The following is a 26,197-nucleotide window of genomic DNA, read 5'->3' on the forward strand; positions in this document are numbered from 1 at the left end:
GGCTTAAATCAGTTTCTCGTCAGGCGTGCTGATCTTCTTCAACGGCTCATGGCGGGTGGCCGGCATCTTCAGCGGGATGTCGGTGTGCGCGTCGTCCCACACCGGGTCTTCGATGCTGTCGAACACCTCGCGCAGCTTCTGGCCCCAGCTGCTGTGCATCATGCGGTAGTAGGGGTTGTCGTTGTCGATGCAGACGATCTTGTCGCTCCGGTAGGTGTCAGCCTCATAGACCACCAGATCCAGCGGCAGGCCAACCGAGAGATTCGACTTCATGGTCGAGTCCATGGACACCAGCACACACTTGGCGGCTTCGGCCAGCGGCGTGGCCGGGGTGAGCACGCGGTCCAGTACGGGTTTGCCGTACTTGGATTCGCCGACCTGGAAGTAAGGTGTCTCGTCGGTCGCTTCGATGAAGTTGCCGGCCGAATACATCTGGAAGAGGCGCATGTTCTCGCCGCGGATCTGCCCGCCGAAGACCAACGAGACGTTGAAGTCGACGTCGGCGTTTTTCAGTGCTTCGGCGTCACGGTCGTAGACGCGGCGTATTGCCGAGCCCAGCACGCGTGCGGCATCGAACATGCTTTTGGCGTTCCAGATCGTGATGGCTTCTCCGCCGTCGTGGTCCTTGAGCTGCTCGATCTGCAGGATCTCGCGGATCGACTGGGAAATCGACAGATTGCCGGCCGACAGCAGCACCATGAAACGGTCGCCCGGCTTTTCATAGACGATCATTTTGCGGAAGGTGCTGATGTGGTCCAGGCCCGCGTTGGTGCGGGAGTCTGACAGGAACACCAGCCCGGCGTTGAGTTTGGCGGCGACGCAGTAAGTCATGAGGTGGCTTTGGTGGCTTGGAAGTGTGGGGGCGGTCGGGTTGCGCTGGGTCACGGGGAGGTAGAGATCTTTTTCAGGCGGTACAGGGCGTCCAGCGCCTCGCGCGGACTCAGTGCATCGGGGTCTATGGTACCCAATGCCTTGTCCACGGCACTTTGTTCGGGCGCGGCGGCTTCGGGTGGGGCGGCGAACAGGTCGACCTGGGCGCGTGCTTCCGTCTGGTGGGCTTCCAGCGCGGTGAGCGCATGGCGGGCATGGTTGACGACGGCCGCGGGCACGCCGGCCAGCTTGGCCACGGCAATCCCGTAGCTTTTGCTGGCAGGGCCGGGCTCTATGTGGTGCAAAAACACGATGTCGGCGCCGGACTCGACTGCGCTCACATGCACGTTGATGGCGCCGTGGTGCTGCGCCGGGAATTCGGTGAGCTCAAAGTAATGTGTGGCAAACAGCGTGAAGGCCTGGGTCTTGTTGTGCAGGTAGGCGGCAATGCCGCCGGCCAGCGCCAGTCCGTCGAATGTCGAGGTGCCGCGGCCGATTTCGTCCATCAGTACCAGCGAATGCGGTGTGGCGGCGTGCAGGATCTGCGCGGCCTCGGTCATTTCCAGCATGAAGGTCGATTGCGCGTTGGCCACGTCATCGGCTGCGCCTATGCGGGTGTGGATGGCATCTATGGGCCCGAGCCGGCAGCTGGCCGCCGGCACATACGAGCCCACGCTGGCCAGCAGCACGATCAGCGCCACCTGGCGCATGTAGGTCGACTTGCCGCCCATGTTGGGGCCGGTGATGACCTGCATGCGGTGCTTGCCGCTCATGACGGAATCGTTGGCGATGAAGGCGCCGCCGCCCGTCTCAGCCAGGCGCGCTTCGACGACAGGGTGGCGGCCCTGGCTGATGTCAATGCAGGGTTCGCGTACGAACACCGGCGCGGCCCAGTTGAGGGTGAGTGAGCGTTCGGCCAATGCGCACAGCGCGTCGAGTGAGGCGAGGGCGCGCGCCAGGCGGCTCAGCGCGGGAATGAAGTCCTGCAACTGATCGAGCAGCTGTTCATACAGCCACTTCTCGCGCGCCAATGCGCGCTCCTGCGCCGACAGGGCTTTGTCTTCAAAGGCTTTGAGTTCGGGCGTGATGTAGCGCTCGGCATTTTTCAGTGTCTGGCGGCGGCGGTAGTCGTCGGGCACCTTGTCGAGTTGGCCTTGGGTGACTTCAATGTAGAAGCCGTGCACCTTGTTGAACTGCACACGCAGGTTGGCGATGCCGGTGCGGGCTTTTTCGCGGCCTTCCAGGTCCAGCAGGAAATCGTCGCAGTTGGTCTGGATGGCGCGCAATTCGTCCAGGTCTGCATCGCAGCCGTGGTTGATGACGCCGCCGTCGCGTATCAGTGCGGCGGGCTCGTCCAGCACATAGCGGCCCAGCAGTTCGCGGCAGCCTTCCGGTGGTTGCAGGTCTTCAAAGATTTTGGTTAAAAGTGCCGGCAGCCCAATATTGGCGGGCGCAACCAGCTCTGTTTTTTGTAGCGTGTCTTTCAGGGCCACGAGCTCGCGCGGCCGCACCTGGCGCAGCGCGATGCGGGCGGTGATGCGTTCCACATCGCTGCAGCCCTTGAGCCTGGCGCGCAGGGTTTGCTGGGAGCCGCTGCGCAGGTGGGTAATGGCATCCAGCCTGTCGGCGGCCTGTGCCCGGTCACGGCGCGGGGTGAGCAGCCAGCTTTTCAGTGCACGGCTGCCCATGCCGGTGGTGCAGGTGTCCAGCAGCGAAAACAGCGTGGGCGATTCTTCGCCGCGCAGGGTCTGCGTGAGCTCCAGGTTGCGGCGCGTGGTTTGCGGCAGCTCGATCAGCTCGCCCGAACGCACCACCTGCAGGCCCTGCACATGCGACAGCGCCCGGCCCTGGGTGTGTTCAGCGTAGCCCAGCAGTGCCGAGGCGGCGGCGTGCGCCTCATTCAGTGCTTCAGCATTCCAGGATGCGAGCGAGGCGACCTTGAGCTGGTCCAGCAGGCGGCGCGCGCCCAGGGCGGAATCAAACTGCCATGCGGGGCGGGCGCTGGCGGCGCAGCGCTGGGTTTTGAGGCGCTGCTCAAAGGCCGGCGTTACGTCGACGTTGTAAAGCAGTTCGCTGGGCGCCACGCGCGCCAGCCAGGCTTCCAGTTCGTCATTGGCGCAGTGCGCCAGGTGGATTTCGCCCTGCGTCACGCTGAGCCAGGCCAGGCCGCAGGTGTTGCGCGCGCCCTGGTGCACGGCCAGCAGGATGGATTCGGTCTTGTCGCTCAGCAGTTCGGTGTCGGTCAGTGTGCCGGGCGTGACCACGCGCACCACTTTGCGCTCCACGGGGCCTTTGCTGGTGGCGACGTCGCCGACCTGCTCGCAGATGGCTACCGATTCGCCGAGCTTGATGAGCTTGGCCAGGTAGCCTTCCAGCGAATGAAAGGGCACGCCCGCCATGACAACCGGCTCGCCCGCGGACTGGCCGCGCCGTGTCAGCGTGATGTCCAGCAGGCGGGAGGCCTTTTCCGCATCGGCAAAGAAGACCTCGTAGAAATCCCCCATGCGGTAAAAAACCAGGGTGTCGGGGTACTCCGCCTTGATGCGCTTGTATTGCGTCATCATGGGCGTGTCTTCCGGCGCGCCGCCTGTTGGATTTTTGCCCCGAATTGTTTCTTTTTGCATCAATGACCTAGCGCATGCGCGCTTCCTTCTGTTCGCATTTTTATCTCGCCAATTGCCTATCTTAGGGGCCGTTCTTCGATGTTTCCGGCCCCTGATTGTCCTTTACTATCAGTCACTTACCGCCAACACCGGCTTTTGCCGGGAAAGATTGCGGTGGGCCCCTCAGTCGGCATAAAACCTTACGCTGGAATCCGGAAATCTGCCAAAGAGCGGCATTTTTGGGGAGGTAGACTCGCTTGCATTCATCTATTCAAAAAGCAAACCGGATACGGTCTGCGCCAGGGCCCACGACCTCAACCGAAAGGCAAGCAATGACCGAGCCGAGTATCCCGCCTTTCAACAGCGTAAGCGGGGCGGAGCCGACTGACACTGCGCTTGCCGAGCCGTCCCTGGCCAATAAGGGCCGCAGGGCGGTGCATGAAACTGCCCGTCTTTGCGTGGGTTACCTGGTACTTGTTGGCGTCAGCCTGGCGGTCTCGCTGCTGGCGGTGGTCATGCGGCCCTTGTTGCCGAGGGTATTAAGCAAACGCTGGGGGCGCAGGCTCGTGGCCGCCACTTTCCGCTCTTATCTGCGCCTGCTGGTGTTGATGGGGGCCTGTCGGTTCGACCTGACGGCGCTGGATGCGCTGCAGGCAGGCCCTCCAGTGATCATCGCGCCCAATCATCCTTCCCTGCTGGACGCCATCATGATCCTGTCGCGTTTGCCGGACGCCACCTGCATCATGAAGGCGGACATCGTCAACAGCGTTTTTTTTGGGGCCGGCGCGCGACTGGTGGGTTATATCCGCAATACGCCGCTGCGCACCATGGTGCAGCTGGCCGTCGCCGACTTGCGCCAGGGCAGCAGTTTGCTGCTTTTTCCGGAGGGCACCCGCACACGGCGGTTTCCTGTAGGACGCATGCAGGGAACGACGAGCCTGATTTCCAAATACGCGGGTGTGCCGGTGCAAACCGTTTTTATCGAAACCGATTCGAGGTTTCTGGGCAAGGGCTGGTCCCTGCTATGGACGCCGAAAATGCCGGTCACTTACCGTGTTCGCCTCGGAAAATGCTTTGAACCGGTAAGCGACACGGCGCACTTCACCGCAGAGCTGGAACAATACTTCCAGGCCGAGCTGGGGCGTACCCGGGCGTCCTCCCTGACTGCTTCTGCGCCGCCGGCGTGAAGGTGCACGCAGTTTTCCGTTCAAGTTAGATCCCTCGATGAATGATTCCCTTCGCGACATGTCCAGGACGCACCTCGTCCTGATTCCCAGTTACAACCCCGGTGTCAAAGTTGACGAAACAGTCCGCAGTGCACTTGCGCAGTGGGCGCCGGTCTGGGTGGTCGTCGACGGCAGCACTGACGGCAGCACCGACCGTCTGCTGGCAATGGCCGCAGACGATGCGCGCTTGCGGGTCGTGGTGTTGCCGCGCAATGTGGGCAAGGGTGCCGCAGTGCTGCACGGCATTGAGCTGGCTGCGGCCCAGGGGTTCACGCATGTGCTGACCATGGACTCCGATGGGCAGCACCCCGCCCACCTGATTCCGGAGTTCATGGTCGCGTCGCTGGCCCAACCCGCTGTCATGGTGCTCGGCGTGCCGGTATTCGCCGCGGATGCACCACGCCTGCGTGTCAACGGACGCAAGGTGTCCAATGGATGGGCCGACCTGGAAACCCTGTGGGCCGGCATCGGGGATTCCCTGTTCGGCTTTCGTGTTTACCCGATCGCGCCGCTGCGTGATGTGATGGCCGGGCAACGCTGGATGCGCCGCTTTGATTTTGACCCGGAAGCCGTGGTGCGCATGTGCTGGCGCGGGGTGAAGCCGGTCAACCTGCCGGCCACCGTGAAGTATTTTCGGCCCGACGAGGGAGGGGTGTCGCACTTCAACTACTTGCGCGACAACCTTTTGCTCACCTGGATGCATTCCCGGCTTTTCATCGGGTTTGTGCTGCGCTTGCCAGTGTTGCTGGCCCGGCGCCTGTTTCAGCGATCGTGATGAGTTGAGGCCAGGGCCGGGGCCGCGGAGCCGGGCTGCGATTTGACTGCCTGGTATTCTGAAAATACGCCGGCTTCCAGGTGTTGCCTGACATCCGCCAGACCCGCCGCGCGCAACGTGGCCAGCACCTGTTCGGGCGGCACGCAGGCTTCTATGCTGTCCCAGTAGTAGCGCCAGATGGACGCGGTTTCCTTTTGCCGCGAAACGAAGCGCGTCAGCAGCGGTATGACGCCGCGCATGTAGGTCTTGAGCAACCAGCGGCCCCAGCGGCTTTTTGCCTGGGTGATTTCGAGCACGCAGAGCCGTCCACCGGGCTTCAACACGCGTTCAAATTCTGCAAATGCCACACCCAGGTCGCTGATGTGGCGCAGGGCATAACCCATGCTTAAAAAATCGAAATGGTTGTCCGGAAACGGAAGGGACTCGGCCCGGCCTTCCACCAGCACCATGGTTTTTGGCAGCTTGCTGGCGGCCATCATGCCGGGGCTGGGATCAAGGCCGGTCACCAGTGTGGGGTCTCCGGTCAAGAGGCAGGCTTGCGCGGCAACCAGGCCGGTTCCCACGCCCACGTCGAGGACTTTCATGCCGGTTTTCAGGCCGCCGCGAATCAATGCGTCGCGTCGATAGCGTGAACCGCTGCCCCAGGCCAGGATTGCCTCGATGCGGTCATAGTCCGGCGCGGTACTGTCAAAAATCCTGCGCAGATAGGTTTGCCGGTCCTGCTCTGTCTGGTAATACTCGGTCAGCGGGACATGGGGTGCATGCACCGTGGGAGTGTTTTCAGGAATGGTCATGGAGTGCCTTTTTAAATCATGCCGCCGTTGATGGAAATAACCTGGCCGCTGATGTAAGCTGCGCGCTCTGAAGTCAGAAAACTCACGAGGTCGGCGACTTCTTCAGGTCGCCCGGCTCGTTTCATGGGTACCAGCTGCGCGATGGCAGTGGCATCAAAACTGTCCTGGCTCATCGGTGTCGCGATGATGCCCGGCGCGACCGCATTAACCGTGATGCCGCGGCTGGCCACCTCCAGTGCAAGGGATTTGGTGGCTGAATGCAATGCGCCTTTGGCCGCCGAATAATTCACCTGTCCGCGGTTGCCTGCCACTGCCGCGACCGACGTGATATTGATGATACGCCCCCAGCGCGTACGGATCATCGGCATCATCAAGGGCTGGGTGACATGAAAAAAGCCATTCAGCGATACGTCAATGACCTGTTGCCACTGCCGCAGCTGCATGCCCGGAAAGACCGCGTCGTCATGAATGCCGGCGTTGTTCACGACCACCTGGACCGGCCCCTGAAGCAGCAGGGTTTCCAGTGCAATGGCGGTTGCGGCGGCATCAGTGACATCAAACGCCACAGCTTCCGCATGACCGCCTGACGCCTGGATGGAAGCCACCAGTGCTGATGCGGCATCGAGGCCGCGGTTGGCATGCACGATGACGTGAAATCCATCGGCAGCCAGTTGCCGGCAAATGGCTGAGCCGATGGCGCCACTGCCACCGGTGACCAGCGCGCGTTTGAGTACGGAGGCGTTCATGCAGTCCCCTTTGATGGCGCGTCGAGCATCACCACGGCGCGGCCCGACAGAAGCAGTGCAGGGCCTGCGTGGACCGTGAACCCATAAAGAATACTGCCGGCGTCGCCGCTCGTGCGCTCGGCATGGATGGTGAGCGCGAGGTTGATGTCGTCGAGTCTTTCGACGTGCAAGGTGACCCCGCGAACGCTGACCAGGTAGCCGAAGGGGGTGGCGTTGTCGTCTGCCTTGTGATTTTTCTGGGTGCCGGCCGCGGCTTCCGAGATCAGTGCGCCGTGCACAGCCATGGCTTGCGCTGCGTATTCAATCCCGCATGCGGCGCCCAGCCTTCCGTAGGCACGCAGGGGATTGCCGGCAGCGCGGTGGCTCGTGGCTTCGCAAGAAATTTGACTGTTGTCCCACGCCGTGACGCGTTCAAGCAGGCACATGCTGCCTTGATGGGGAATACGGCGCGCGATCTCGTCGTGCCCAAGGCTCAAAGGCGCGCTGCAGGCCTTGGTGGGCATCAGGCCTGCAAGTATCACGGTGCCACCTGCAGGGCCAGTTGCCGGCCGTCAAGGTAGTCCAGCACGATCCGGCCGCTTTGCTGCCGCGCGATGCTGCGCAGCAGAGGCAGGCAGCGTGCCGCAGGAATGTCTGTGCGCAGCTGTTCGAGCGCGGCGTCATCGAGCCGGTCGGCAGGCAAGGCCGTCAGGCAGTTGTCTGGTTCCAGCGTCCACTGCGCCTGGCTGCGTTCACTGCGGTGGGGTGTCAGCACCAGTCCCAGGCCGAAGGTGTCGGGAATGGGGCGTGTGCTGTACAGCGGCTCCGGGTAATCGGTGTCATAAGCGACCAGCAGCACGGGTATCTGGTCCACCGCTACCTGGGCCATGGCCTCCAGCAGACCTGCCGAAAAACTTGCATCGCGCGCGCAAAGCACCGAGGACGAAACCATCGAGCCGCTTGAAATGCTCCAGTAGCCGGAGGCGGCGTTGTGCACTGAATTGTGAAAGCGCGTCGGGGAGATCAGCCTGTCGCTGGAGGCCAGAGCATTGCAAATTTCGTGGCAATTGACGGCGTCGCCGCTGGAAGATGAAAACACGGATGCCAGCATGGCAGCTTGCAGGCCCGAAGCTGCAACCGCTTCCTCGCTCACTGCCAGCGACACCTTCACCACCGCGCCGGCCCGGCGGCGTTCGGCCTGCGGCAAAGCCATGGGTGGCGGAAGAACGCAGCGCGTGGCTTGATAAGCGGTGCTGCCTTTGAGATATTCGCGCCCTTGCGCCCACCTCGCCAGTCCGGGGCCCAGCAGCCCGATACCTTCGACAAAAACCGTCAGCGCTGTTGCGGATGGGGATTGTGCTTGTGTCATGTGGGGACCTTAACCGGCACGGCCAAAAATCAGGCTGCAATTGGTTCCGCCGAAGCCGAAGGAATTGCTGAGCACATGCCGGGGGGCGGCCTCCTGGTTGTCCATGAGGTAGTTGACGGCCAGGGCCGGGTCGCGCTCGTGGGTGTTGATGCCGCCGGGCAGCAGGCCGTGCTGCAATGCGAGCGCGCAGATCACGGCTTCAAGCCCGCCCGCAGCGCCGAGCGTGTGGCCGGTGGCGCCCTTGGTGGAGCTGCAGGGGGTGCCTGGGCCGAACAGCCCGGACACCGCCTTGGCTTCCGCGGCATCGTTGCTTTGTGTGGCTGTGCCGTGCAGGTTGATGTAGTCGATCCCGGCCGTGGTGAGGCCGGCCATGTCCAGGGCCTGCTGCATTGCCAGCCGTGCACCCAGGCCGTCGGGATGGGGGGAGGACATATGGTGGGCGTCGCTGGATTCGCCGACGCCCAGCAGCAGCACATCATCTGGGGCGGGTTGTGCCGGTGCGGGTTCCAGCAGGGCGAAAGCGGCAGCTTCCCCAATGGTGATGCCGTTGCGTGCGGCGTCGAATGGCCTGCAAGCCTGGGGGGAAATCAGACCCAGCGAGTTAAAGCCATACAAAGTTGTGAGACACAGCGAATCGACCCCGCCGACCACGGCAGCATCGATCAGGCCCGCCCGCATCATCCTTCGCGCTGAAGCGAACACCTTGGCACTGGATGAGCAGGCTGACGACACAACGGCGGCCGGGCCGGTCAGCCCAAGGTACTGGCGCGTGAAATCAGCGACAGAAAATGTGTTGTGTGTTGTGCCGTAAATGAAATCGGGGGGCAGGGCGCCGGTCCCCGGGTCGCGCCGGCGATAGGCCAGTTCGGTTTGCAAAATGCCCGATGTACTGGTGCCGATGAAGACCCCCACGCGGTGCGCGCCGTATTTTTTGCCGGCGGCTGCCACCGCTTCAGTAAAGCCGTCCTGCTGAAGCCCCAGCAGGGCGAGCCGGTTGTTGCGGCAGTCGAAGCGGGCCCATTGCGCAGGAAGCTGCACGCTGTCCGTGCCCGTGACCTCGCCTGCAAAGGTCGGCAGGTCGACCGTGTCAAAAGTGCATGGGGCGAGCCCGCCCCGCCGCGTGCGCAACGCGTCGAGAGTTTGTGCAAGACCGCGACCCATACTGCTGGTTGCGGTGAAGTGGGAAAGCCAAAGTGGATACAGAGAAAAAACCAATCTGAAGAAAAAGACACTTTAGCAAATCACGTGGCAAATCCGGCGCCGTTGCGATGCCGGACACCAGCTGTTACTTGCCTGCGGTGCGCTGTTTGTGAAGATGCAGGGATAACCAGGCTGCCACTCCCCCCAGGAGCAGGCCTCCGGCGACGTCCACCGCGACGTGCTGCCTTGTGGCCAGCGTGGAATAGGCAATGCCGAAACACCAGAGCGCGTTCACCGCCAGCACCCATGCGGGGACGGAGAATCGGCGCAGCAGATGGTGCAGCCAGATGCCCGAAAAAACGGCTGTTGCCACATGAAGCGAAGGGCAGGCGTTGCCTGCCGCATCCATGTTTTTCAGGAAAAGCATCTGCGGATATTTCGGCCAGTCAATGTCTGGAGCGGGTGCGGCCGTGGGCCAGAAATAAAACACCAGCAGGCCCGCCAGGCAGGTCAGCGCAATGGCGCCGCCATAGCGCAAGAGTTCGCGCCGGTCGCCAAAGAAGATGGGCGGCAGCGAGACATAAACCCATAGCGAGAGGTAAACCGGCAAGGCCAGCGGTTCAAAACCGATGAGGTGGTCGGGCCAGGTGAGGGGCATCACCGCGATCGGAAAGGCCGGGTGCTTGAGCAGGTAAAAGTAGGCGCCGAAAAACACGCCGATGAAAAGCATCGTGCCAATGGCTTTCAGATAGATGTGCTGAAAGATAACCCGCCCTATTTGTGACCACGGACTCTGCCGGGTTTTCTGCGTAGGATTCATGCGAGGGCCTGCTGCAGGGTCACCGTGTGCAGGTCGGCGGCCGCAATGGACTCCAGCAGGGCGGGCAGGACATCCAGGATGACCGGAACACCTTGCGGTGTGCGTGCTGCATTGCCGTCATGCAACAGCAAGATGGCGCCGGCTTGCAGCCCGGCCGTCAGTTTGCGTTTTACTTGCTCGGCATTGGTGACGCGGGTGTCAAAGCCGCGCACGGACCAGCTGGTGAGCTTCAGGCCGAGCCGGGCCAGTACCGGGTCAAGAAAGGGGTTGCGCAGGCCGGCGGGAGCGCGAAAGAAAAGGGGCCGCCGGCCCGTCAGGCCGCTCAGTGTGTTTTGCGCTGCCTGCAACTCGCGAAACATGCTGCGCGGGCCCGTCAGGGCAAAGTAGTGGCGGTGGTGCTGGCTGTGGTTTTCAACGGCATGTCCGCGCCGCACAAGCTCGCGGCACAACTCGGGATGGCGGGCGGCTTTGTCACCGACGCAAAAAAAGGTCGCGCGGGCCGCATACCGGTCGAGCAGATCCAGGACTTCGGGTGTCACGGCGGGGTCGGGGCCGTCATCGATGGTCAGGGCGATTTCCCGCCTGGCGACGGAGGCCTGGGGCAGGCGGGTCCAGTTGGGGCCCAGCCACTGGCTGCGGGGCCACATACCCACGACGGTGAGCAACAGATGGTTGAGGACCACGGCGGCAAGCGCCCAGCGCCACCAGCCGGAATCAACAAGGATGGCCGCAAGTGCCGCCGCGTGCAGCGTGATGCTTGCACGTACCAGGATGCTGGGCTTCCACCGGAGGTCAGGCATGGGGCTTCCTGGCAAAAATTGCGGCATAAACCAGCGCCAGGATGACGCCCGGGGCAACGGTAACGCCCATGGCTTGCAGGATGGACACCTTGGAAAAAGCGAGCAGGCCAAACCCTGCGACGGTGGTCAGATTGGCCAGCAGCATGGACGCCAGGGTTCTGGGCGCTATCGGGGCATGGGGCTCGGGCCGGTCAAAAAACAGCGCGTAGTTGGAGCCCACGGCCACGACCAGCAACAGGCCCACCAGGTGCAGGATGATCAGTTGCTGGCCCAGCAGGGCCAGCCCGGCCGTGACTGTGACGACAGCGGCCGCCAGCGGCGCAATGATCCGCAGCACCCGGGACGGGGACCGGAAAACCACCAGCAGCAGGGCCACGAGGACAGCCAGCCCGCCCAGCGACAGCACGATGGCTTCGTGCAGGTAGCTGGAATACAAACGGTCAGACTCGGTTTTCATGTCGACAAAAAGTACGCCAGGCAAGGGCTTGGTGGCCAGCGCGGCGCGAATGTTGTCGGCGTCGATGTTTCGTCCCTGGGACGCAGTCAAAGGTAGCAGGGCGCTCCAGCGGCCGTCTTTACCAATGAGCAGCGCGGCCAGGGCCATGGCCATCGAGGTTTTTTCAAGGTCGGCTGGCTGCAGCAAGGGCTGGCTGCGGGCGGCAGCGACCTCTGCCAGGAAAGGTGAAAACACCCCCGGGCGCACTGGCAGCCCTTGCGTGGCCTGGGTCATGCGGGCCTGCAACACCTCAGCAGCGGGCAGGCTGGCCTGGCGGGCGCGTTGCGTGGCCACGCTGGGGAGGTAGCGGCTGGGGCTCTCAAACCCGGCAATTTCACCGCGCTCGACCTGTGCCTGGAGCAGGGTTGAAACCTGTTCGGCGGTCTGGAGTACCGACTCCTGGCTGGCGCCGGAAACCACCACCACATAGCGCACGTCAGGCGCTCCCATATCGGCACGCAGGCTTTCATCCAGCGCCACATCGGCTTGCGAGACCGGGCTGAGCGAGGAAATCTTGTCGTTGAACAGGCTGGCGTGATTTCCCGCAAGGACGGCACAGGCGGCTATCAGCAGGGCCGCGGCAGGCCATCGCAACAAGGCCGCATGTTGCACCAGCCCCTCCAGCGCCCGCCCGATGGCCGACACATCATGGATGCGGAAATGGCGCGGTAGCAGATGCGGCAGTACATAGCGGGTCACGGCGGCGGCCACGACCAGGCCGGCAATCGAATACAGGCCGAGTTGCGCCAGGCCCGGAAAGCCCGAAAACAAGAGAGAGGCAAAGCCGGCTATGGAGGTCAGAACGCCGAGCCGGACGGTCGGCCAGAAGCGCTTGACCCAATGCGCCTGGTCGGCGCCTGCATCTTCGGACTGCACAAAAAGATAGATGGAGTAGTCCACAGCTTCGCCGATCAGCGCTGTGCCGAAGCCCAGCGTGATGCCGTGCACCGACCCAAAACCCAGGCTGACTGCGGCAATCCCCGCCAGCGCGCCGCTCAGCACGGGCAAAAATCCGAGCAAAAGGGCGCTGACAGAACGGTAAACCAGCAGTAACAGCGTCGCGATCAGCACCACGCTGATCAGCGAGAGGTGGCTCACCTGGCTTTGAATGGTTTCGCGGGACGTGACCGAAAATACGCCAGGGCCTGTCATGACGAAGCTGGCACCAGCTGAGGAACCGCCCGCCGCATCGAAGGCCTGGCGAATCGCGGCCATGGCACGTTGCTGGGCATCGGTGTCAGAGCCTGCTGCGTGGGTCTGCAGCAGCATCAGTGCCCGCTTGCCGTCACGGGAAGTCCAGGCGCCATGGGCCTGTTGCGGCTGGCTTCCGCCGTTGAGCTGGCCCAGCAACTGCACCATTTCGCCGGTAGGGTCGCGGGGCAGCAGGGCCTTGACCATCAGTCCTGCGGGCGAAGCGAGCAATTCGATGCTGTCAGTGAGGGCCGTGTGCAACCCATCCGCGCTGAATCGTTCCGGCGTCACTGAAGGGCTCAGCAGATAGCGATGGTTGAGCAGGAAATTGCGGTCCCGCTCGCTATTGACGGGTTCGCCATTCGCCACGCTGGCAAAAGCGGAATCGGTGCGCAGCTGCTGCGCCATTTTTTTGGAAAGCGCTGCACGTTGAGGGGCGTCGGAGCCTTCTATGCCTACCAGGACAAGGCGCGAGGCCAGGCCCTCGGTCAGCTGGTCCATCAGCAGTTGTTGCTCGGGTGTGGGAGTACGCGGCAAAAACGCCGACAGGTCGGTCGTGAACTGTGTGCGGCTGATGACAATGCCGCAACCGATCAGGAATGCCAGCCATACCGCAATGGCTGCCATGCGGCCGCGTGCGCCGTTCATCACGGGGTGGCCACTTGCTCGATGGTCATGGTGGAGCTGTCGCCATCGGCTTGGGCGATGTCGATGTTGCGCAACTGGTCACGCACACCCGTAATGCGGATGCGTTGGATCACCGCCTGCATTTTGGGATCGACGGGCTGCAATTGCAGGGTCCAGCGTTCGGCCGTGCCTTCGAGGCTGAGCCGGTAGTTGCGCTCTAGGGCGCTGCGGTCGCCCGCCAGGGTGCCGCGAATGCTGTCAATGAATGCGGCCAGCTCGGGGTACGCCTGGAGCCGTAACTGGTATTTTTGCTTCCCGCGTTCAATCACCAGTTCTCCGCCGTTCACCACCATGGATTCAGGCTTCGGTTTGAGCGTCCGCTTTTCCAGCCGGTCTGGCGCGGTATAGAGCAGTTCCCCGGACGATTCCACCGGTTTGTCGAGCAACGCAATGCTCTTTTTTTCGACGAAGGTGGCGCGGCCCGACTTGGTTTGCGCCAGCGAATCCATCAGTTGCTGAAGGTCCCAGGCGGCCAGCGCTGCCGGGCTCAATGCGGCCAACACCAGACCCACCACAACTGCGGCCAGCGCGAAGACGGGCCGTGACGGCTGTTGCGTGATGTGCGATGAGGCGGGGGTGGATGTTTGCTGAATAAGGTGTGTCATATGCTCAGGTGTTTTGTTCGGGCTGGCCGGACTGCCGCGGCGCAGGTCGCCAGAAATCAAAAAAATTGAACCAGTTGTAAGGCGCGCTGCGGCAGTATTGCGCCATCAGTGCAGCATAGCGCGTCATGGCGGATTGCACCGCCGCTGTGCGGCCGCGCGAAGGTAGCGTCGAGAAATCCGCCAGAGGTTCGAAATGAATGTCATAACGATTGCCGCCGCGGTACAGCCCCGTCATGAACAACACGGGGCGTTTCAGGATGGCGGCCATGCGAAAAGGACCCAGCGGCAGCTCGGCGGCGTCTCCGAGGAACTCGATGGAATAGGTGTCGTCCTTGCCCAGTGACCGATCACCCAGCATGCCGACGACGGCACCCTCATCCAGCAGTTCGTGCACCCTGATCATGGAATCGATATGTCCCAATGCCACGACGTCCAGCTGCGCTTTGGGATTGATGGCGCCCATCGCCGCGTTGATTTTCCGCGCGTTTTCCTCGTACATCACCATGGCAATGCGCAGGCCCGGTTGCTGGCGCCCGATGGCCCGCAGAACTTCAAAACTGCCCAGATGGGCGCCGATGAGGAACACGCCTCTTCCGTCAGCCACCACCTTGTCGATCAGTTGCTGGTTGTGCACCCGGATATCAAACAGCTCGAAGCGGTCATTCAGCAGGTAAACACGGTCGTGAATGGCAGAAGCAAAACTCAGGAAATGCCGGAACAGATGACGCCAGCCGACCGCAGCGGGCGACGGCAGGTCGAACACGCGCCGCAAGTAGTTTCGCGACGTCCGGCGCGCCGCCGGCGCGAAAATAAGGAAATAGGCTGCAATCCCGTAAAGGACGATGCGGCTGGCGCTACGGCCCAGGTTCAGCGAGATCCAGGTCATGACACGCAGCATGAAGCCGTTGCTGCGTTCCGGGAGCTGCTGCCATTCGGCGCCGGATGTCGCATTGGCTCCGCGTGGCGTGTTCATGGCTGCGGCGATAGCAGCAAGGTTCCGGTGGCAACTTTTCGGTCGCCGCTGGAAATGTCAAAGCGCGTGCTGCCGGAGGCGGCGGTGCTGCAGGAGATGGTCAGCGTCTCACCGGGCCCCACCGTGCTGAGGAATTTCGCCGAGCTGATCTGGCAGACCTCCGGGGCATGGCCGGTACGTGCGTGTTGTACCGCGTGTATGGCGGCGTCGAGCAACACCACACCGGGAACAATGGGTGTACCGGGGAAATGCCCGGCAAGCGCCGGATGGTCAGGGGCGATGGAAAACCGGGTTTCGCCCGGAACGGGAGATTTCTTTTGAAGATGGTCGCGCGCCAGGGTAACCAGCGTATCGCGCGGCAATTTCCCGGTGCTGTTGCGTGGCAGGCTGTCGAGCAGCACGAGGGGCCGCGGGATGAAGATGGCGTCAATCCGCTCCCTCAGTGCCGCCAAAAGGGCCGGCGCCGTCAGGCCCGGCGCCACAACGAAAGCCATCAACCGTACCACGGTGTCGCCGGAACCCTCGTCCGGCATGAAGAAGGCGCCGTCCATCACGCCCGGTATGGCGTGGAGCTGATGGTTCAGGTAGCCCAGCGAGCTTCGCTTGCCCGCGATATTGATCAGGTCGGCAGTCCGGCCGTGCAAAAGAAATTGTGTGTCCGACACCGACTCCAGTTCATCGGCCAGCGGGGTGGGTTGGTCGACATGGCCGCCTGAGGCCCAGGTCTGGCCTTGCCTGATGCTCAGCGTGACGTCCGGAAAGAGTGTCCACGCCAGGGCCTCGGTCATGCGTCGCGTGGCGATTTGTCCCGTTTCGGTGGAGCCGTAGATTTCCAGCAGAGGAACCTGCAGCCGGGCTTCGGTGGCCAATGCCAGCTGGGGTGGCAGGGGTGCCGTGGCGGACAGCACGAGGTCAACCTGCGGAATGTCCAGGCCTGAAGCCAGCAGCGCTTTCAAATGCACGGGCGTGGTCACCAGCATGCGGGGGCGCTCCGCTTGCGCCAGTGCGGCGCAGATATCGGCCGGATAAAACGGATGGGCAGCCACCAGAATGGCGCCACTTTGCAGCGGCAGCAACACGGTGGACTCGAAGCCGAACATGTGCTGCGGAGGCACTGTCGCCACGATGCTGTGCTTGCGGCCATCCAGCAAGCCGAGCCGGTCGGCTTCAGCCCGCGCGCTGCGAACCAGCCCGCCCCAGCTTTTCCGGTGCGCCACCGGCGTGCCGGTCGAGCCGGAGGTGAACATGATGGTGGCAATGCGCGATGCGGGAATTTGCGGAATATCGCACTGCATGCCAGTTGCGGCGCCTGGCGGACGTGGCGTCATCGCATCCGTCCAGCTCAGTAACGGCAGGGCCAGGGACTGTGGCTGGTCCGCGAGGCAAAACACGTCTGGTGCAAAGCTGCGGACCTGTTTCACCATTTCCGGCGTCAGCGTGGGTGGCAGCAGGCTGACCTTGTCTGCCAGCAGGGCGGCCGCCATACCCACGGCAAACCGGTAGCGGTCTGCGCAGACATTGAGAACATGCTTGCCTGAGGGCAGGGCCGCCGCAAGCTGCCTGACATCGGTCAGAAAATGTTCAACGGTAACGGCCTGGCCATGGCTGCAAGCCACAACGTCTTCAGCCCGGGTGTGCGAGATCAGCGGAAACGTCGTCATGGCCGGCGCGCGCGGCTTTCTGCGGAAGCCTGCCGGTAGGCGCGAATGGCCTCCAGCGGACCGGCACGATCTGCTGCCGGCAATGCGTAGCAGCGAACGGCATATTCCGCTGCAAACATCAGTGCGAGCAGGGGAATGCCCAGAAGATTGGCAAAAGTGGACCACACAGTAATGGGCGCCAACCAGAACAGCAGCAATGAAAAGCCCGCAATGATTCCGAAATACAAGGCCCACGCCAAGGTGGCCGACCGCGTGTAAGAAACAAGCGCAGGCGAAAGCTCGCCATGCACGATGCGGGCAAATTGCGCAATCATCGGTGTGCGGCCGCGCACGAGTGTCCGGCCGAAAGTTCCGCACAGCAGGGCATATGTGCCCGCATGCTGAAGCAGGAAAACCCAGTTGTAATGGGTGATCAGCCATTCCCTGAACAGATAAAACCCGAGGCAGGCTACACCACAAAGGGCCAGCATGACAGGGCGCTGCGGTGAACGCCAGGCCAGGACAACGGCCAGCACCAGCAGCGGAAGCACGGCGACCAGCGCCTCAAGCAAGCCCGGCGCCGTCGATGCCGCGGCCAGATGGGAAAGCACAGCGTAGCCGATTCCCAAAGCCGCGATGCCGCCCCAGCGACAGGCTTGGGTAAACCGTGTCGCCAGCACAGCTGTCACTGGGTTCGCCAGGCGGCAATATGGTCGCCCAGGCTTCGCAGCGAATGAAAGATGGCGTGGTTGTCTTCGTGGTCCGCCCTGAGCTGCAGGCCATAGTGTTTGGAGACAACCAGCGCAATTTCCAGGATGTCGATGGAATCCAGCCCCAAGCCGTCGCCGTAGAGCGGTTCGTCGGGTTGTACATCGTCGGCGCTCACCTCAAGGTTGAGGGCGCTCACCACCAGTTCCGCGACCTCGCGCAGCAAGGCTGCATCAGCCGATGTGGAAGAGGTTTTTACGGTGGATTCAGGCATAGTTTTATTACTAGTTATTACCAGGTGCGAAAACAGTTCGGTCGGGGCCGCTGCGTGCATGCGACTCCCTGCGCAGTGCGGAAATTTTAGCTGAGGCTATACGGCTCAAGCCTTCATCGCGGCCTTTGCCTACAACGGCTGGTGCTAGAAGGGTGCGTCCGGTGTGGTGTTGGCACGTACCGCGGAGGACTTGATCTTTTTGGCGGTCAGCTTTGGTTTGTCTGCGGGCTGGGCGGTGGCGTCGGCGGTCTCGGTGCTCATAGTGTCTTCCTGCAGGGCCTGCCGTACCGTGGCTTTGTCGCCGGCGCCAGCAAATTTGCTGTATTTACCCAAAGTGGCCACCATCTGCCCGTAAATGCGCGGATTGCCGGCCACACATTCGCCGTGGTCAATGAAGTCAGCCTCGCCGGTAAAGTTGCCGATCAGGCCGCCGGCCTCGGTAACCAGCAGCGAGCCGGCCGCCACGTCCCAGGGCTTGAGGCCGGTTTCAAAAAAGCCGTCGCTGAAGCCAGCTGCCACGTAGGCCAGGTCCAGCGCCGCAGCGCCCGGGCGGCGCACGCCGGCGCACTGGCTCATGACTTCACCGAGCATGTTGAGATAGCTTTTGAGCTTGTCACCGGGGCGGTAGGGGAAACCGGTCGAGATCAGGCATTCCTGCAGCCGGGTGCGCTTGGCTACACGGATGCGGCGGTCGTTCATGTAGGCGCCGCGGCCTTTGGTGGCGCAAAAAATGTCGTTGCGGGTGGGGTCATACACCACGGCCTGCTCGACCTTGCCCTTGACGGCCAGCGCGATGCTGACGCAATAGACGGGAAAGCCGTGGATGAAATTGGTGGTGCCGTCCAGCGGGTCGATGATCCAGACGAAGTCGGAGTCTTTGGCGCCATGCTCGCTGCCGGATTCTTCGGCCAGGATGCCGTGGCCGGGGTAGGCCGTCAGCAGCGTTTCGATGATCGCAGCTTCAGCAGCTTGGTCGACCTCGGTGACAAAGTCGTTGGTCTGCTTGACCGATATGCGAACCGATTCGACGTCAAGCGCCGCACGGTTGATGATGGCGCCTGCAGCGCGCGCAGCCTTGATGGCCACGTTGAGCATGGGGTGGAGATTGCTGGACATAACTTGTAGGGAAGAGCGGAACGAACCGGCGCCGGCGATGCGGGCGGCGGGCAATGCCGGTATTTTCCCATAAACGCGAACCGTCCTTTCCCAGCCCCTTCCCAAGGTCGATATCGCGTCCCAATCGTCCAGAAACCTGTTCTAGGCGCCTTCCGCGATCAGGAAATCCGAGTCAGCGTGTTGCTGGCGTATCGCCCGGGCCGCCTGGTATTCAGGGCTGGCATAACAGGCCCTGGCGGTCGCCATGTCGGCAAACTCCACGACGACGTTGCGCTCGCGCGAGCTGCCCTCCATGCATTCGTACGCGCCGCCGCGCACCAGAAAGCGCGCCCCGAACTTCTCGAAGGCCGGCCGCGCCGCCGTGAGGTAACGAGGATATTCCTCAATGTTGCGCACCGAGACGCGCACGATCCAGTAAGCCTTTGCCATTCTTGTTCCTTGGGTGGTGTGAAGTGATGAAGGCTGGACGATACGCGTGACAATTCATTCTGAAAAATGAATAATAAAGATAATTAATATCTTTTCAAGAGATCATGGAGCTGAGCGACCTGGTTATTTTTCGTGCCGTGGTGGAGGCGGGCGGGGTGACACGTGCTGCCGAGCGCCTGCACCGCGTGCAGTCCAACATCACGACGCGTATCCGCCAACTGGAAGAAAAGCTCGGCGTGCCGCTTTTTATCCGTGAGGGCAAGCGGCTGCACCTGTCGCCAGCTGGGCAGATCTTGCTGGACTATGCCGGGCGCCTGATCAGCCTGGCTGAAGAAGCACGCGATGCTGTGCAGGGAGGGCAGCCGCGCGGCGTTTTTGTGCTCGGTGCCATGGAAAGCACTTCGGCTGTGCGGTTGCCGGCCCCTCTGAGCGATTTTGTGCGTCTCTATCCGGAAATCAGGCTCGCGCTAAAAACCGGCAACCCGCAGCAACTGGCCGCAGCCGTGCTGGCGGGGGAGATGGACGCGGCGCTGGTCACTGGGGCTATTGCGGAGGGTCCCTTTGAACGGGAGGCGATTTACACCGAGGAACTGGTGATTGTTGCGAGCGCCGCGCATCCGCCTGTGACGCAGGCAAACAGCGAGCCTCCGCGTGCCATGGTGGCTTTTGAAAAGGGCTGCCCGCATCGCGCACGGCTGGAAGCCTGGTACTTGCTGAAAAACAGCATGCCGGTGCAGACGATTGAAATCACGTCCTACCATGCCATGCTGGGCTGCGTGGTGGTGGGCATGGGCATTTCGCTGGTGCCGCGCAGCGTGCTGGCAACCTTTCCGGAGCGTGGCCGGCTCAGTATCCACGCATTGCCGCCGGGCAGCGACTGCGCCCAGACTGACCTGATCTGGCGCAAAGGGGCGAAGTCGCCAAAGGTGGATGCATTGCTCCGCGTCCTGAAGCCGCCGGCATAGGACAATCCAGCTCCATGCACACGCGATTCATCCTGATCAATACCAGCCATGCGGGCAATGTGGGGGCCACGGCCCGTGCCATGAAAACCATGGGCTTTGACGACCTGGTGCTGGTGGCGCCGCGCTGGGCCAATGTGCTCAACCGTGAAGAAACCATCCAGCGGGCCAGCGGGGCGCTCGACGTTCTCAAAAACGCCCGCATTGTGGCCACGCTGGACGAGGCCGTGGACGGCATGGCGCACCTGTGCGCCACCGCCATGACGCCACGCGACTTCGGCCCGCCCACGCAGGCGCCGCGCCAGCACTTTGCACAGCTGCTGGGCCTGGCAGGTCTGCTATCAAAAGAGGAGCTGCTCGCGCACGTCCCTATTGCCCAGAAGACAGATTCCGTTGCGTTTTTGTTTGGTTCCGAGCGCTTCGGCATGCAGAACGAGGACGTTTACCGCTGCCATGTGGCGTTGAGCATTCCGACCGACCCGAAGTTCGGCTCGCTCAATCTGGGCGCGGCGGTGCAGCTGATTGCCTATGACTGGCGCCAGGCGCTGGGCGGTTTCAGCGTGCAGCCCGCCACGGCGGAGCCGACGCTGGCCGACGCGGCCGCAGTGGCGGGCATGCTCAGGCACTGGGAGGAGGCCTTGACCGGCATCGGCTTCCTGGATCCGGCCTCGCCCAAAAAACTGATGCCGCGCCTGAACCAGCTGTTCAACCGTGCCCAGCTCAGCCCCGAGGAAATCCACATCCTGCGCGGTGTGGCCAAAGCCATGCTGCAGAAGGCCTCCGAAGCCAGGGGCAAAAGCGTGGTCCCAGCAAGCAGTTCACAGCCTCAGTAGACTTCGCCTATGTTTTCCCGACTTCGCTCCGACATCCAGTGCATTCTTGACCGCGACCCTGCCGCGCGTACGGCCTGGGAAGCACTGACCTGCTACCCCGGCGTGCATGCGCAGGTGCTGCACCGCCGGGCGCACTGGTGCTGGAACCACGGTTTCAAGTGGCTGGGCCGTTTCATTTCGCATTTTTCGCGCTGGGTAACAGGCATTGAAATACACCCTGGCGCCAAAATTGGTGAACGCGTGTTTTTCGACCATGCCATGGGAGTCGTCATCGGCGAAACCGCTGAAATCGGCGACGGTTGCACGATTTACCAGGGTGTGACGCTGGGCGGTACCTCGCTGTACAAGGGCACCAAACGCCACCCAACCCTGGGCCGCGATGTGGTGGTGAGTGCGGGGGCCAAGGTGCTTGGCGGTTTCCTGGTGGGTGACGGCGCCAAGATTGGCAGCAACGCAGTGGTGATCAAGCCGGTTCCGGCAGGCGCCACGGCGGTGGGCATCCCGGCGCGCATCATTCCCTCCAAGACCGGGGAAAGCGCCGACGTCACCATTACCCAGTTTTCGGCTTATGGCATCACGCAAGAGGATGACCCGCTGTCCCAAGCCATGCGCGGGCTGATCGACAGCGCCGCCGGCCAGGAGCACCAGATCGCCCTGCTGTGGCAAGCGATTGAGAAACTCTCCGGACCGCAGACGGCCATGAGCAAGGATTGCGTGCCGCAGGACGCCGCGCTTACGGAAACCTTTGAAGCCGACAAGCTCAATCAGCTGGTCGGTAAATAAGGCAGTGAGACAGGCAGGCGAATAAGACGGGCAAAAAAAAGGAAGGGCGAGCCCTTCCTTTTTTGTTTTCGCCGTTAGGCTTCAGTTGATCAGGCGAAGCGCGAACGGCACGCGGAAGGCCTTGCCGTTGGAGGCGCCCAGTGCGCCCATGACACAGAACACCAGGTGGCAGATGCCCAGCGCCGCGAACACCAGAAAGCCGATCAGCACAAAGGTCAGGATCATTGCCGCCACATAGCCGATGGTCGCGGTGATCGACCAGTTGAGCGCTTCCTTGGACTGGTCCAGGATATAGGCGTCGTCCTTTTTCACCAGGTAAACGATCAGACCAGGAATGAAACCCAGAAACAGGGTTCCGATCCAGATCAGCACGGCGGTGTTTTTCGATTCCTTGCTCGGCGTTTCAATCAGGTCGTCCATCTCAGCTCCTCGTGTTGTAAAGCCCGAATACTACGTGAGAAAGGGGCCAGGCCCAAACTGGCGAGCGGCAAGGTTTCAGCGCGGCGGGCGTATGGCGCTTTTGGGCCTGAACGCCTGGCACACCGCTTCATCGGTTTCCAGGTAAGGGCCGCCGATCAGGTCGATGCAATAAGGCACGGCGGCGAAGATGCCCGCCACAGCCTGGGAACCGTCGGCGTTTTTCAGACCTTCCAGGGTTTCCGCAATCGATTTGGGCTGGCCCGGCAGGTTCATGATCAGGCATTTGTCGCGTATGACGGCGCACTGGCGCGACAGGATGGCCGTCGGGACAAACTTCAGGCTGATCTGCCGCATCTGCTCGCCAAAACCCGGCATTTCCTTGTGGGCAACAGCCAGCGTGGCTTCAGGCGTCACGTCGCGCAGCGCGGGGCCAGTGCCGCCGGTCGTCAGCACGAGCGAGCAGCCGGTGTCGACCAACTCAATCAATGCGGCGCTGATACCCGCCTGCTCGTCGGGGATCAGGCGCTCTTCAAAGGTGATGGGGTTGCGCAGGGCGCGGGTGAGCCAGTCCTTGAGTGCCGGCAGGCCCTTGTCGACATAGACGCCGGCGGATGCACGGTCGCTGACCGAGACAATGCCGATCTTTACCGCGTCAAAGGAGGCGCTCACGCTTCAGGCTCCTCGCCATCTTCAGGACCTCGTGCCATGCCTTGCCTGACCAGCTGGAAAATCTCGCGGTAGGACTTGCCGTGCCGCGGCGCTTCGCCGGGTTTTTCGGGCTTGGCGTCCTTGCGGGCCTGGCGGATCAGCGCGCGCAGTTGCTGGGAGTCGGTGCCGGGGTGTTCTTCGAGCCAGGCACCCAGCGCGGCGTCATCGGCGATCAGCTTGTCGCGCCATTGCTCGGCCAGGTGCAGGGCCAGCGTCAGGTCGGCCGATCCGTTGAGCTGCTCGTTGATGGCTTCGCGGATGGGGTCAGGGTCCAGCGGGCGCATCAGCTTGCCGATGAACTGCATCTGGCGGCGTCTGCCCTCGAAGTTCGTGATCTTTTTTGCGTCGGCAATTGCGTCGCGCAGCTTGTCGGGCAGGTCCAGACGCGCCATCAAATCGGCGCGCAGGGTCAGCAGCGCTTCACCGAGCGCCTGTTTTTCGTCGGCCTCGGCCTTGAGCTGGGTTTTGCTGGGCGGGCCGACTTCTTCAAGCGCGATTTCCTCGGGTTTGACGAAGCGGCCGTTGGACCAGTAGCCCTTGATGGCCTTGGGAGTCTTGTTGTTCATAGCAGTCAGTATCATAGCTACCCATATGACCCAAAAAGCTTCTTCTCGCGCCAGCGGCGCAACACGCAGTGCTTCCCGCCCCGTCCCGGGCCCCAAGAGCCAGTCAGGCCAGCCCGAATCCGGTTTCAGCTACCACCGTGATTTTTTCGAGGAACTCGTCGACAGCGCCCTTGGCCATGCCAAAAAACTGGGGGCCACCGATGCCGCCGCGGAAGCCTCCGAAGGCTGCGGGCTCTCAGTCAGCGTGCGCAAGGGCGAGCTTGAAAACGTCGAACGCAACCGCGACAAGTCGTTGGGCATCACCGTCTACATCGGAAAAAAACGCGGCAATGCCGCCACCAGCGACTTCTCCAAAGCAGCGATCGAGCAGACTGTGAAAGCAGCCTACGATATTGCGCGGTTCACGGCGGAAGACGAGACCTCCGGCCTGCCCGATGACCGCGACATTGCGCGCGTGCATCCGGCGCTCGACCTTTTTCACCCCTGGTCCATCAATTCGGAAGAAGCCGCCCAGCTCGCCCTGCAGTGCGAAGCCGCGGCCCTGAGCACCAGCCGCCTGATCACCAACAGCGAAGGCGCCGGTGTATCGGCGCAGCAAAGCCATTTTTTCAGTGCGCATACCAAGGGCTTTCGCGGCGGTTACGCCAGTTCGCGCCACAGCATCTCGGTGGCGCCGATTGCGGGCAGGGGCGACCAGATGCAGCGCGATGCCTGGTACAGCTCCATGCGCGACGCCGGTGAATTGGCGGCTCCCGAAGCGGTAGGCCGCTATGCCGCTGAGCGTGCACTGGCACGGCTCAAGAGCCGCAAGATCCCGACCACGCAATGCCCGGTGCTGTTCGAGTCGCCGCTGGCAGCGGGCCTGCTGGGCGGCTTTGTGCAGGCCGTGAGCGGCGGCGCGCTCTACCGCAAAAGCACCTTCCTGGCCGACAGCCTGGGCAAGCTTGCCTTCCCCAAACACATCGACATCGCCGAAGACCCGCACCTGCGCAAAGGCAAAGGCAGCGCACCCTTTGACGAAGAGGGCGTCAAGACCAGGGCACGCCAGGTGGTGGAGGCTGGCCGCGTCGAAGGTTATTTTCTGAGCACCTACTCAGCCCGCAAGCTGGGCATGCGCACCACCGGCAACGCCGGCGGCTCGCACAACCTGATCATGACCAGCCGCAACACCCGCAAGGGCGACGACCTGGACGCCATGCTGCGCAAGCTGGGCCGCGGCCTTTTTGTGACCGAGCTGATGGGGCAGGGCGTGAACTACGTGACGGGCGACTACTCGCGCGGGGCTTCGGGCTTCTGGGTCGAGAATGGCCGCATCGCCTTTCCGGTCGAAGAAATCACGATTGCCGGCAACCTCAAGGACATGCTCATGGGCATCGACGCCGTGGGCGCGGATGCCTACAACTACGGTGCCAAAACGGTGGGCTCGATTCTCGTCAACCGGATGAAGGTCGCGGGGAGCTGAAGCCCCCACGGTCGCTCACTTCGTGTAGCTCCCGAGGCCTTGCAGGCCGCGGCTCGCGAGACGCTTCGCCTCTGTCGCCTGTCCAAAGCTGCTCAAGCAGCTTTGGAGCCGCAGGCTCCAGCCCCTCGGGGGCCGCTGCGCCTGCGGCCCGGCAAAGCCGGTTCCGCGGCTTGAACTGGCTTAAGGCGGGTACATGTAGCCGCCCACCTCTGTATTCAGCCGGCTAGCGCTGCCTTCACTGCGGCAGACACCTGGCCCATGTCGGCCTTGCCGGCGAGCTTGGCCTTAACGGCACCCATGACCTTGCCCATATCGCCGGGGCCGGTGGCGCCCAGTTCGGCGACGATGGCTTTCACAGCGGCGGCGACTTCGTCGGCGCTCAGGCGCGCTGGCAGGTAGGCCTGCAGCACGACCAGCTCGGCTGCTTCCTTGTCGGCCAGGTCCTTGCGCTCGGCCTTCTGGAAAGCTTCGAGCGAGTCCTTGCGCTGCTTGATCAGCTTGTCGACGATGGCGACCACGGCTGCGTCGTCCAGCACCACGCGTTCATCCACCTCTTTTTGCTTGAGGGCGGCCAGCAGCAGGCGGATGGTGCCCAGGCGCTCGCTGTCCTTGGCGCGCATGGCGGTCTTCATGTCTTCGGTGATCTGGTCTTTGAGTGCTGACATTCGGAGGCTCCTGGAAGGCAAAATAGGATGAAGGGTGGCGTAGCGCCAAAAACACAAAAGCCCGCAGAGCGTCCTCGTGCGGGCTTTTTGTTGCCGTGAGGCGGTACTAAAGATTAGTACAGCTTTTTCGGCAATTGCATCGAGCGGATACGCTTGTAGTTGCGCTTGACGGCGGCTGCCTTCTTGCGCTTGCGCTCTGCCGTTGGCTTTTCGTAAAACTCGCGGGCGCGCAGGTCGGTCAGCAGGCCGAGTTTTTCAATGGTGCGCTTGAAACGGCGCAGAGCCACGTCGAAGGGCTCATTGTCTTTTACACGGATGGTGGTCATTGTTCAGTTGATCCAAAAGGTGCGCCTTAATTGATCTGATCAGGATCAGGCCAGGCGCGGGTTTGCTAGCAAAGCCTGAGATTATAGCACCCCCACGGTCGTTCACTTCGTGTAACTCCCTGCCCCCCGAGGGGGCCGCCCGCCTGTGGCCCGGCAAAGCCGGTTCCACGGCTCATGCTGGTAGGGGAGGGGTCCGGGCCCTCGCTTCGCTGGGGCCCTTTATTTTCCGGT

General features: G+C 62.6%; 28 protein-coding genes. 6 read left to right on the forward strand and 22 right to left on the reverse strand.

Annotation, left to right across the window (positions count from 1 at the left end; translation table 11 throughout):
- Positions 1 to 3 precede the first annotated feature (3 nt).
- Together AC1DWQ_RS22010 and mutS are read right to left on the reverse strand one after the other, a co-directional pair.
- Positions 4 to 831: a proteasome-type protease gene (locus AC1DWQ_RS22010; protein WP_477671548.1), complete on the reverse strand. Its 828-nt coding sequence runs from the start codon at positions 829 to 831 to the stop codon at positions 4 to 6.
- A gap of 50 nt (positions 832 to 881) precedes the next feature.
- On the reverse strand, positions 882 to 3,494 hold the full coding sequence (mutS, locus tag AC1DWQ_RS22015; protein WP_477671549.1) for a DNA mismatch repair protein MutS: 2,613 nt from the start codon (positions 3,492 to 3,494) through the stop codon (positions 882 to 884).
- Between the two features lie 311 nt (positions 3,495 to 3,805).
- Here mutS and AC1DWQ_RS22020 point away from each other — a divergent pair, with 311 nt between their 5' ends.
- Both AC1DWQ_RS22020 and AC1DWQ_RS22025 read left to right on the forward strand, forming a co-directional pair.
- Complete coding sequence (locus tag AC1DWQ_RS22020) at positions 3,806 to 4,660, forward strand: lysophospholipid acyltransferase family protein (RefSeq protein ID WP_477671550.1); 855 nt, start codon at positions 3,806 to 3,808, stop codon at positions 4,658 to 4,660.
- A gap of 37 nt (positions 4,661 to 4,697) precedes the next feature.
- Positions 4,698 to 5,474 (forward strand): glycosyltransferase family 2 protein, encoded by a 777-nt coding sequence (locus tag AC1DWQ_RS22025; protein WP_457279115.1) that lies wholly within the window; start codon positions 4,698 to 4,700, stop codon positions 5,472 to 5,474.
- On the opposite strand, the gene AC1DWQ_RS22030 is transcribed toward AC1DWQ_RS22025, so the two are convergent.
- From AC1DWQ_RS22030 to AC1DWQ_RS22100, 15 genes are all read right to left on the reverse strand, one after another.
- Positions 5,462 to 6,268 (reverse strand): class I SAM-dependent methyltransferase, encoded by an 807-nt coding sequence (locus AC1DWQ_RS22030; protein ID WP_477671551.1) that lies wholly within the window; start codon positions 6,266 to 6,268, stop codon positions 5,462 to 5,464. The two genes, AC1DWQ_RS22025 and AC1DWQ_RS22030, sit on opposite strands and share 13 nt — an antisense overlap.
- Before the next feature lie 11 nt (positions 6,269 to 6,279).
- On the reverse strand, positions 6,280 to 7,014 hold the full coding sequence (gene fabG, locus AC1DWQ_RS22035) for a 3-oxoacyl-ACP reductase FabG (protein WP_477671552.1): 735 nt from the start codon (positions 7,012 to 7,014) through the stop codon (positions 6,280 to 6,282).
- Complete coding sequence (locus tag AC1DWQ_RS22040; protein WP_477671626.1) at positions 7,011 to 7,517, reverse strand: ApeP family dehydratase; 507 nt, start codon at positions 7,515 to 7,517, stop codon at positions 7,011 to 7,013. The genes fabG and AC1DWQ_RS22040 overlap by 4 nt, the downstream gene beginning before the upstream one ends.
- A 14-nt stretch (positions 7,518 to 7,531) precedes the next feature.
- Positions 7,532 to 8,362, reverse strand: a complete 831-nt coding sequence (locus AC1DWQ_RS22045; RefSeq protein ID WP_477671553.1) for a beta-ketoacyl synthase chain length factor — start codon at positions 8,360 to 8,362, stop codon at positions 7,532 to 7,534.
- A gap of 9 nt (positions 8,363 to 8,371) precedes the next feature.
- Entirely contained in the window at positions 8,372 to 9,565 is a 1,194-nt protein-coding gene (locus AC1DWQ_RS22050; RefSeq protein ID WP_477671627.1) for a beta-ketoacyl-[acyl-carrier-protein] synthase family protein, read from the reverse strand.
- Positions 9,566 to 9,647: 82 nt separating this feature from the next.
- Entirely contained in the window at positions 9,648 to 10,232 is a 585-nt protein-coding gene (locus AC1DWQ_RS22055) for a phosphatase PAP2 family protein (protein ID WP_477671554.1), read from the reverse strand.
- An 86-nt stretch (positions 10,233 to 10,318) separates the two neighbouring features.
- Positions 10,319 to 11,122, reverse strand: coding sequence for a polysaccharide deacetylase family protein (locus AC1DWQ_RS22060; RefSeq protein ID WP_477671555.1), 804 nt, complete (start codon positions 11,120 to 11,122; stop codon positions 10,319 to 10,321).
- Positions 11,115 to 13,457 carry an MMPL family transporter gene (locus AC1DWQ_RS22065; protein ID WP_477671556.1) on the reverse strand — a complete coding sequence of 781 codons (2,343 nt, stop codon included), beginning with the start codon at positions 13,455 to 13,457 and terminating at the stop codon, positions 11,115 to 11,117. Before AC1DWQ_RS22065 ends, AC1DWQ_RS22060 begins: the two co-directional genes overlap by 8 nt.
- On the reverse strand, positions 13,457 to 14,101 hold the full coding sequence (locus tag AC1DWQ_RS22070; RefSeq protein WP_477671557.1) for a LolA-related protein: 645 nt from the start codon (positions 14,099 to 14,101) through the stop codon (positions 13,457 to 13,459). Before AC1DWQ_RS22070 ends, AC1DWQ_RS22065 begins: the two co-directional genes overlap by 1 nt.
- 4 nt (positions 14,102 to 14,105) lie before the next feature.
- Entirely contained in the window at positions 14,106 to 15,074 is a 969-nt protein-coding gene (locus tag AC1DWQ_RS22075) for an LpxL/LpxP family acyltransferase (RefSeq protein WP_477671558.1), read from the reverse strand.
- Entirely contained in the window at positions 15,071 to 16,735 is a 1,665-nt protein-coding gene (locus AC1DWQ_RS22080; protein WP_477671559.1) for an AMP-binding protein, read from the reverse strand. Before AC1DWQ_RS22080 ends, AC1DWQ_RS22075 begins: the two co-directional genes overlap by 4 nt.
- Positions 16,732 to 17,403, reverse strand: coding sequence for a COG4648 family protein (locus tag AC1DWQ_RS22085; protein WP_477671560.1), 672 nt, complete (start codon positions 17,401 to 17,403; stop codon positions 16,732 to 16,734). The genes AC1DWQ_RS22080 and AC1DWQ_RS22085 overlap by 4 nt, the downstream gene beginning before the upstream one ends.
- The gene (locus AC1DWQ_RS22090; RefSeq protein ID WP_457279104.1) at positions 17,400 to 17,696 is read right to left on the reverse strand and encodes a phosphopantetheine-binding protein; all 297 of its coding nucleotides are present in this window, start codon (positions 17,694 to 17,696) and stop codon (positions 17,400 to 17,402) included. The genes AC1DWQ_RS22085 and AC1DWQ_RS22090 overlap by 4 nt, the downstream gene beginning before the upstream one ends.
- Positions 17,697 to 17,840: 144 nt before the next feature.
- On the reverse strand, positions 17,841 to 18,812 hold the full coding sequence (locus tag AC1DWQ_RS22095; protein ID WP_477671561.1) for an inositol monophosphatase family protein: 972 nt from the start codon (positions 18,810 to 18,812) through the stop codon (positions 17,841 to 17,843).
- 141 nt (positions 18,813 to 18,953) lie between these two features.
- A complete protein-coding gene (locus AC1DWQ_RS22100) occupies positions 18,954 to 19,241 on the reverse strand; it encodes a DUF1330 domain-containing protein (RefSeq protein WP_477671562.1) in 288 nt (95 codons plus the stop codon).
- A 104-nt stretch (positions 19,242 to 19,345) separates the two neighbouring features.
- Here AC1DWQ_RS22100 and AC1DWQ_RS22105 point away from each other — a divergent pair, with 104 nt between their 5' ends.
- From AC1DWQ_RS22105 to cysE, 3 genes are read left to right on the forward strand one after another with little or no spacing between them, the layout of a single operon-like run.
- Positions 19,346 to 20,206: a LysR family transcriptional regulator gene (locus AC1DWQ_RS22105; RefSeq protein ID WP_477671563.1), complete on the forward strand. Its 861-nt coding sequence runs from the start codon at positions 19,346 to 19,348 to the stop codon at positions 20,204 to 20,206.
- Between the two features lie 14 nt (positions 20,207 to 20,220).
- Positions 20,221 to 21,036 (forward strand): RNA methyltransferase, encoded by an 816-nt coding sequence (locus AC1DWQ_RS22110; RefSeq protein ID WP_477671564.1) that lies wholly within the window; start codon positions 20,221 to 20,223, stop codon positions 21,034 to 21,036.
- A 9-nt stretch (positions 21,037 to 21,045) separates the two neighbouring features.
- Complete coding sequence (gene cysE / locus AC1DWQ_RS22115) at positions 21,046 to 21,819, forward strand: serine O-acetyltransferase (protein WP_457279099.1); 774 nt, start codon at positions 21,046 to 21,048, stop codon at positions 21,817 to 21,819.
- Positions 21,820 to 21,900: 81 nt separating this feature from the next.
- Here cysE and AC1DWQ_RS22120 read toward each other — a convergent pair whose 3' ends face one another.
- From AC1DWQ_RS22120 to yjgA, 3 genes are all read right to left on the reverse strand, one after another.
- Positions 21,901 to 22,239: a DUF4870 domain-containing protein gene (locus AC1DWQ_RS22120; RefSeq protein WP_477648091.1), complete on the reverse strand. Its 339-nt coding sequence runs from the start codon at positions 22,237 to 22,239 to the stop codon at positions 21,901 to 21,903.
- A gap of 75 nt (positions 22,240 to 22,314) precedes the next feature.
- Positions 22,315 to 22,908: a molybdopterin adenylyltransferase gene (gene mog / locus AC1DWQ_RS22125; protein WP_477671565.1), complete on the reverse strand. Its 594-nt coding sequence runs from the start codon at positions 22,906 to 22,908 to the stop codon at positions 22,315 to 22,317.
- On the reverse strand, positions 22,905 to 23,513 hold the full coding sequence (gene yjgA / locus AC1DWQ_RS22130; RefSeq protein ID WP_477671566.1) for a ribosome biogenesis factor YjgA: 609 nt from the start codon (positions 23,511 to 23,513) through the stop codon (positions 22,905 to 22,907). The genes mog and yjgA overlap by 4 nt, the downstream gene beginning before the upstream one ends.
- Before the next feature lie 25 nt (positions 23,514 to 23,538).
- Between yjgA and pmbA the strand changes: the two genes are divergently transcribed.
- Positions 23,539 to 24,975: a metalloprotease PmbA gene (pmbA, locus tag AC1DWQ_RS22135; RefSeq protein WP_477671567.1), complete on the forward strand. Its 1,437-nt coding sequence runs from the start codon at positions 23,539 to 23,541 to the stop codon at positions 24,973 to 24,975.
- 215 nt (positions 24,976 to 25,190) lie between these two features.
- Here pmbA and AC1DWQ_RS22140 read toward each other — a convergent pair whose 3' ends face one another.
- Positions 25,191 to 25,640, reverse strand: a complete 450-nt coding sequence (locus AC1DWQ_RS22140) for a GatB/YqeY domain-containing protein (RefSeq protein WP_477666378.1) — start codon at positions 25,638 to 25,640, stop codon at positions 25,191 to 25,193.
- A gap of 113 nt (positions 25,641 to 25,753) precedes the next feature.
- Positions 25,754 to 25,966 (reverse strand): 30S ribosomal protein S21, encoded by a 213-nt coding sequence (rpsU, locus tag AC1DWQ_RS22145; RefSeq protein ID WP_007872347.1) that lies wholly within the window; start codon positions 25,964 to 25,966, stop codon positions 25,754 to 25,756.
- Between the last annotated feature and the right edge of the window lie 231 nt (positions 25,967 to 26,197).

This window comes from Polaromonas sp. P2_G11 (assembly GCF_056403595.1).

Coding starts and splice junctions, on each gene's coding strand:
- AC1DWQ_RS22010 (WP_477671548.1), bottom strand. CDS start 831: ATGACTTACTGCGTCGCCGCCAAACTCAACGCCGGGCTGGTGTTCCTG.
- mutS (WP_477671549.1), bottom strand. CDS start 3,494: ATGCAAAAAGAAACAATTCGGGGCAAAAATCCAACAGGCGGCGCGCCG.
- AC1DWQ_RS22020 (WP_477671550.1), top strand. CDS start 3,806: ATGACCGAGCCGAGTATCCCGCCTTTCAACAGCGTAAGCGGGGCGGAG.
- AC1DWQ_RS22025 (WP_457279115.1), top strand. CDS start 4,698: ATGAATGATTCCCTTCGCGACATGTCCAGGACGCACCTCGTCCTGATT.
- AC1DWQ_RS22030 (WP_477671551.1), bottom strand. CDS start 6,268: ATGACCATTCCTGAAAACACTCCCACGGTGCATGCACCCCATGTCCCG.
- fabG (WP_477671552.1), bottom strand. CDS start 7,014: ATGAACGCCTCCGTACTCAAACGCGCGCTGGTCACCGGTGGCAGTGGC.
- AC1DWQ_RS22040 (WP_477671626.1), bottom strand. CDS start 7,517: ATGCCCACCAAGGCCTGCAGCGCGCCTTTGAGCCTTGGGCACGACGAG.
- AC1DWQ_RS22045 (WP_477671553.1), bottom strand. CDS start 8,362: ATGACACAAGCACAATCCCCATCCGCAACAGCGCTGACGGTTTTTGTC.
- AC1DWQ_RS22055 (WP_477671554.1), bottom strand. CDS start 10,232: ATGCTTTTCATCGGCGTGTTTTTCGGCGCCTACTTTTACCTGCTCAAG.
- AC1DWQ_RS22060 (WP_477671555.1), bottom strand. CDS start 11,122: ATGCCTGACCTCCGGTGGAAGCCCAGCATCCTGGTACGTGCAAGCATC.
- AC1DWQ_RS22065 (WP_477671556.1), bottom strand. CDS start 13,457: ATGAACGGCGCACGCGGCCGCATGGCAGCCATTGCGGTATGGCTGGCA.
- AC1DWQ_RS22070 (WP_477671557.1), bottom strand. CDS start 14,101: ATGACACACCTTATTCAGCAAACATCCACCCCCGCCTCATCGCACATC.
- AC1DWQ_RS22075 (WP_477671558.1), bottom strand. CDS start 15,074: ATGAACACGCCACGCGGAGCCAATGCGACATCCGGCGCCGAATGGCAG.
- AC1DWQ_RS22080 (WP_477671559.1), bottom strand. CDS start 16,735: ATGACGACGTTTCCGCTGATCTCGCACACCCGGGCTGAAGACGTTGTG.
- AC1DWQ_RS22090 (WP_457279104.1), bottom strand. CDS start 17,696: ATGCCTGAATCCACCGTAAAAACCTCTTCCACATCGGCTGATGCAGCC.
- AC1DWQ_RS22095 (WP_477671561.1), bottom strand. CDS start 18,812: ATGTCCAGCAATCTCCACCCCATGCTCAACGTGGCCATCAAGGCTGCG.
- AC1DWQ_RS22100 (WP_477671562.1), bottom strand. CDS start 19,241: ATGGCAAAGGCTTACTGGATCGTGCGCGTCTCGGTGCGCAACATTGAG.
- AC1DWQ_RS22105 (WP_477671563.1), top strand. CDS start 19,346: ATGGAGCTGAGCGACCTGGTTATTTTTCGTGCCGTGGTGGAGGCGGGC.
- AC1DWQ_RS22110 (WP_477671564.1), top strand. CDS start 20,221: ATGCACACGCGATTCATCCTGATCAATACCAGCCATGCGGGCAATGTG.
- cysE (WP_457279099.1), top strand. CDS start 21,046: ATGTTTTCCCGACTTCGCTCCGACATCCAGTGCATTCTTGACCGCGAC.
- AC1DWQ_RS22120 (WP_477648091.1), bottom strand. CDS start 22,239: ATGGACGACCTGATTGAAACGCCGAGCAAGGAATCGAAAAACACCGCC.
- yjgA (WP_477671566.1), bottom strand. CDS start 23,513: ATGAACAACAAGACTCCCAAGGCCATCAAGGGCTACTGGTCCAACGGC.
- pmbA (WP_477671567.1), top strand. CDS start 23,539: ATGACCCAAAAAGCTTCTTCTCGCGCCAGCGGCGCAACACGCAGTGCT.
- AC1DWQ_RS22140 (WP_477666378.1), bottom strand. CDS start 25,640: ATGTCAGCACTCAAAGACCAGATCACCGAAGACATGAAGACCGCCATG.
- rpsU (WP_007872347.1), bottom strand. CDS start 25,966: ATGACCACCATCCGTGTAAAAGACAATGAGCCCTTCGACGTGGCTCTG.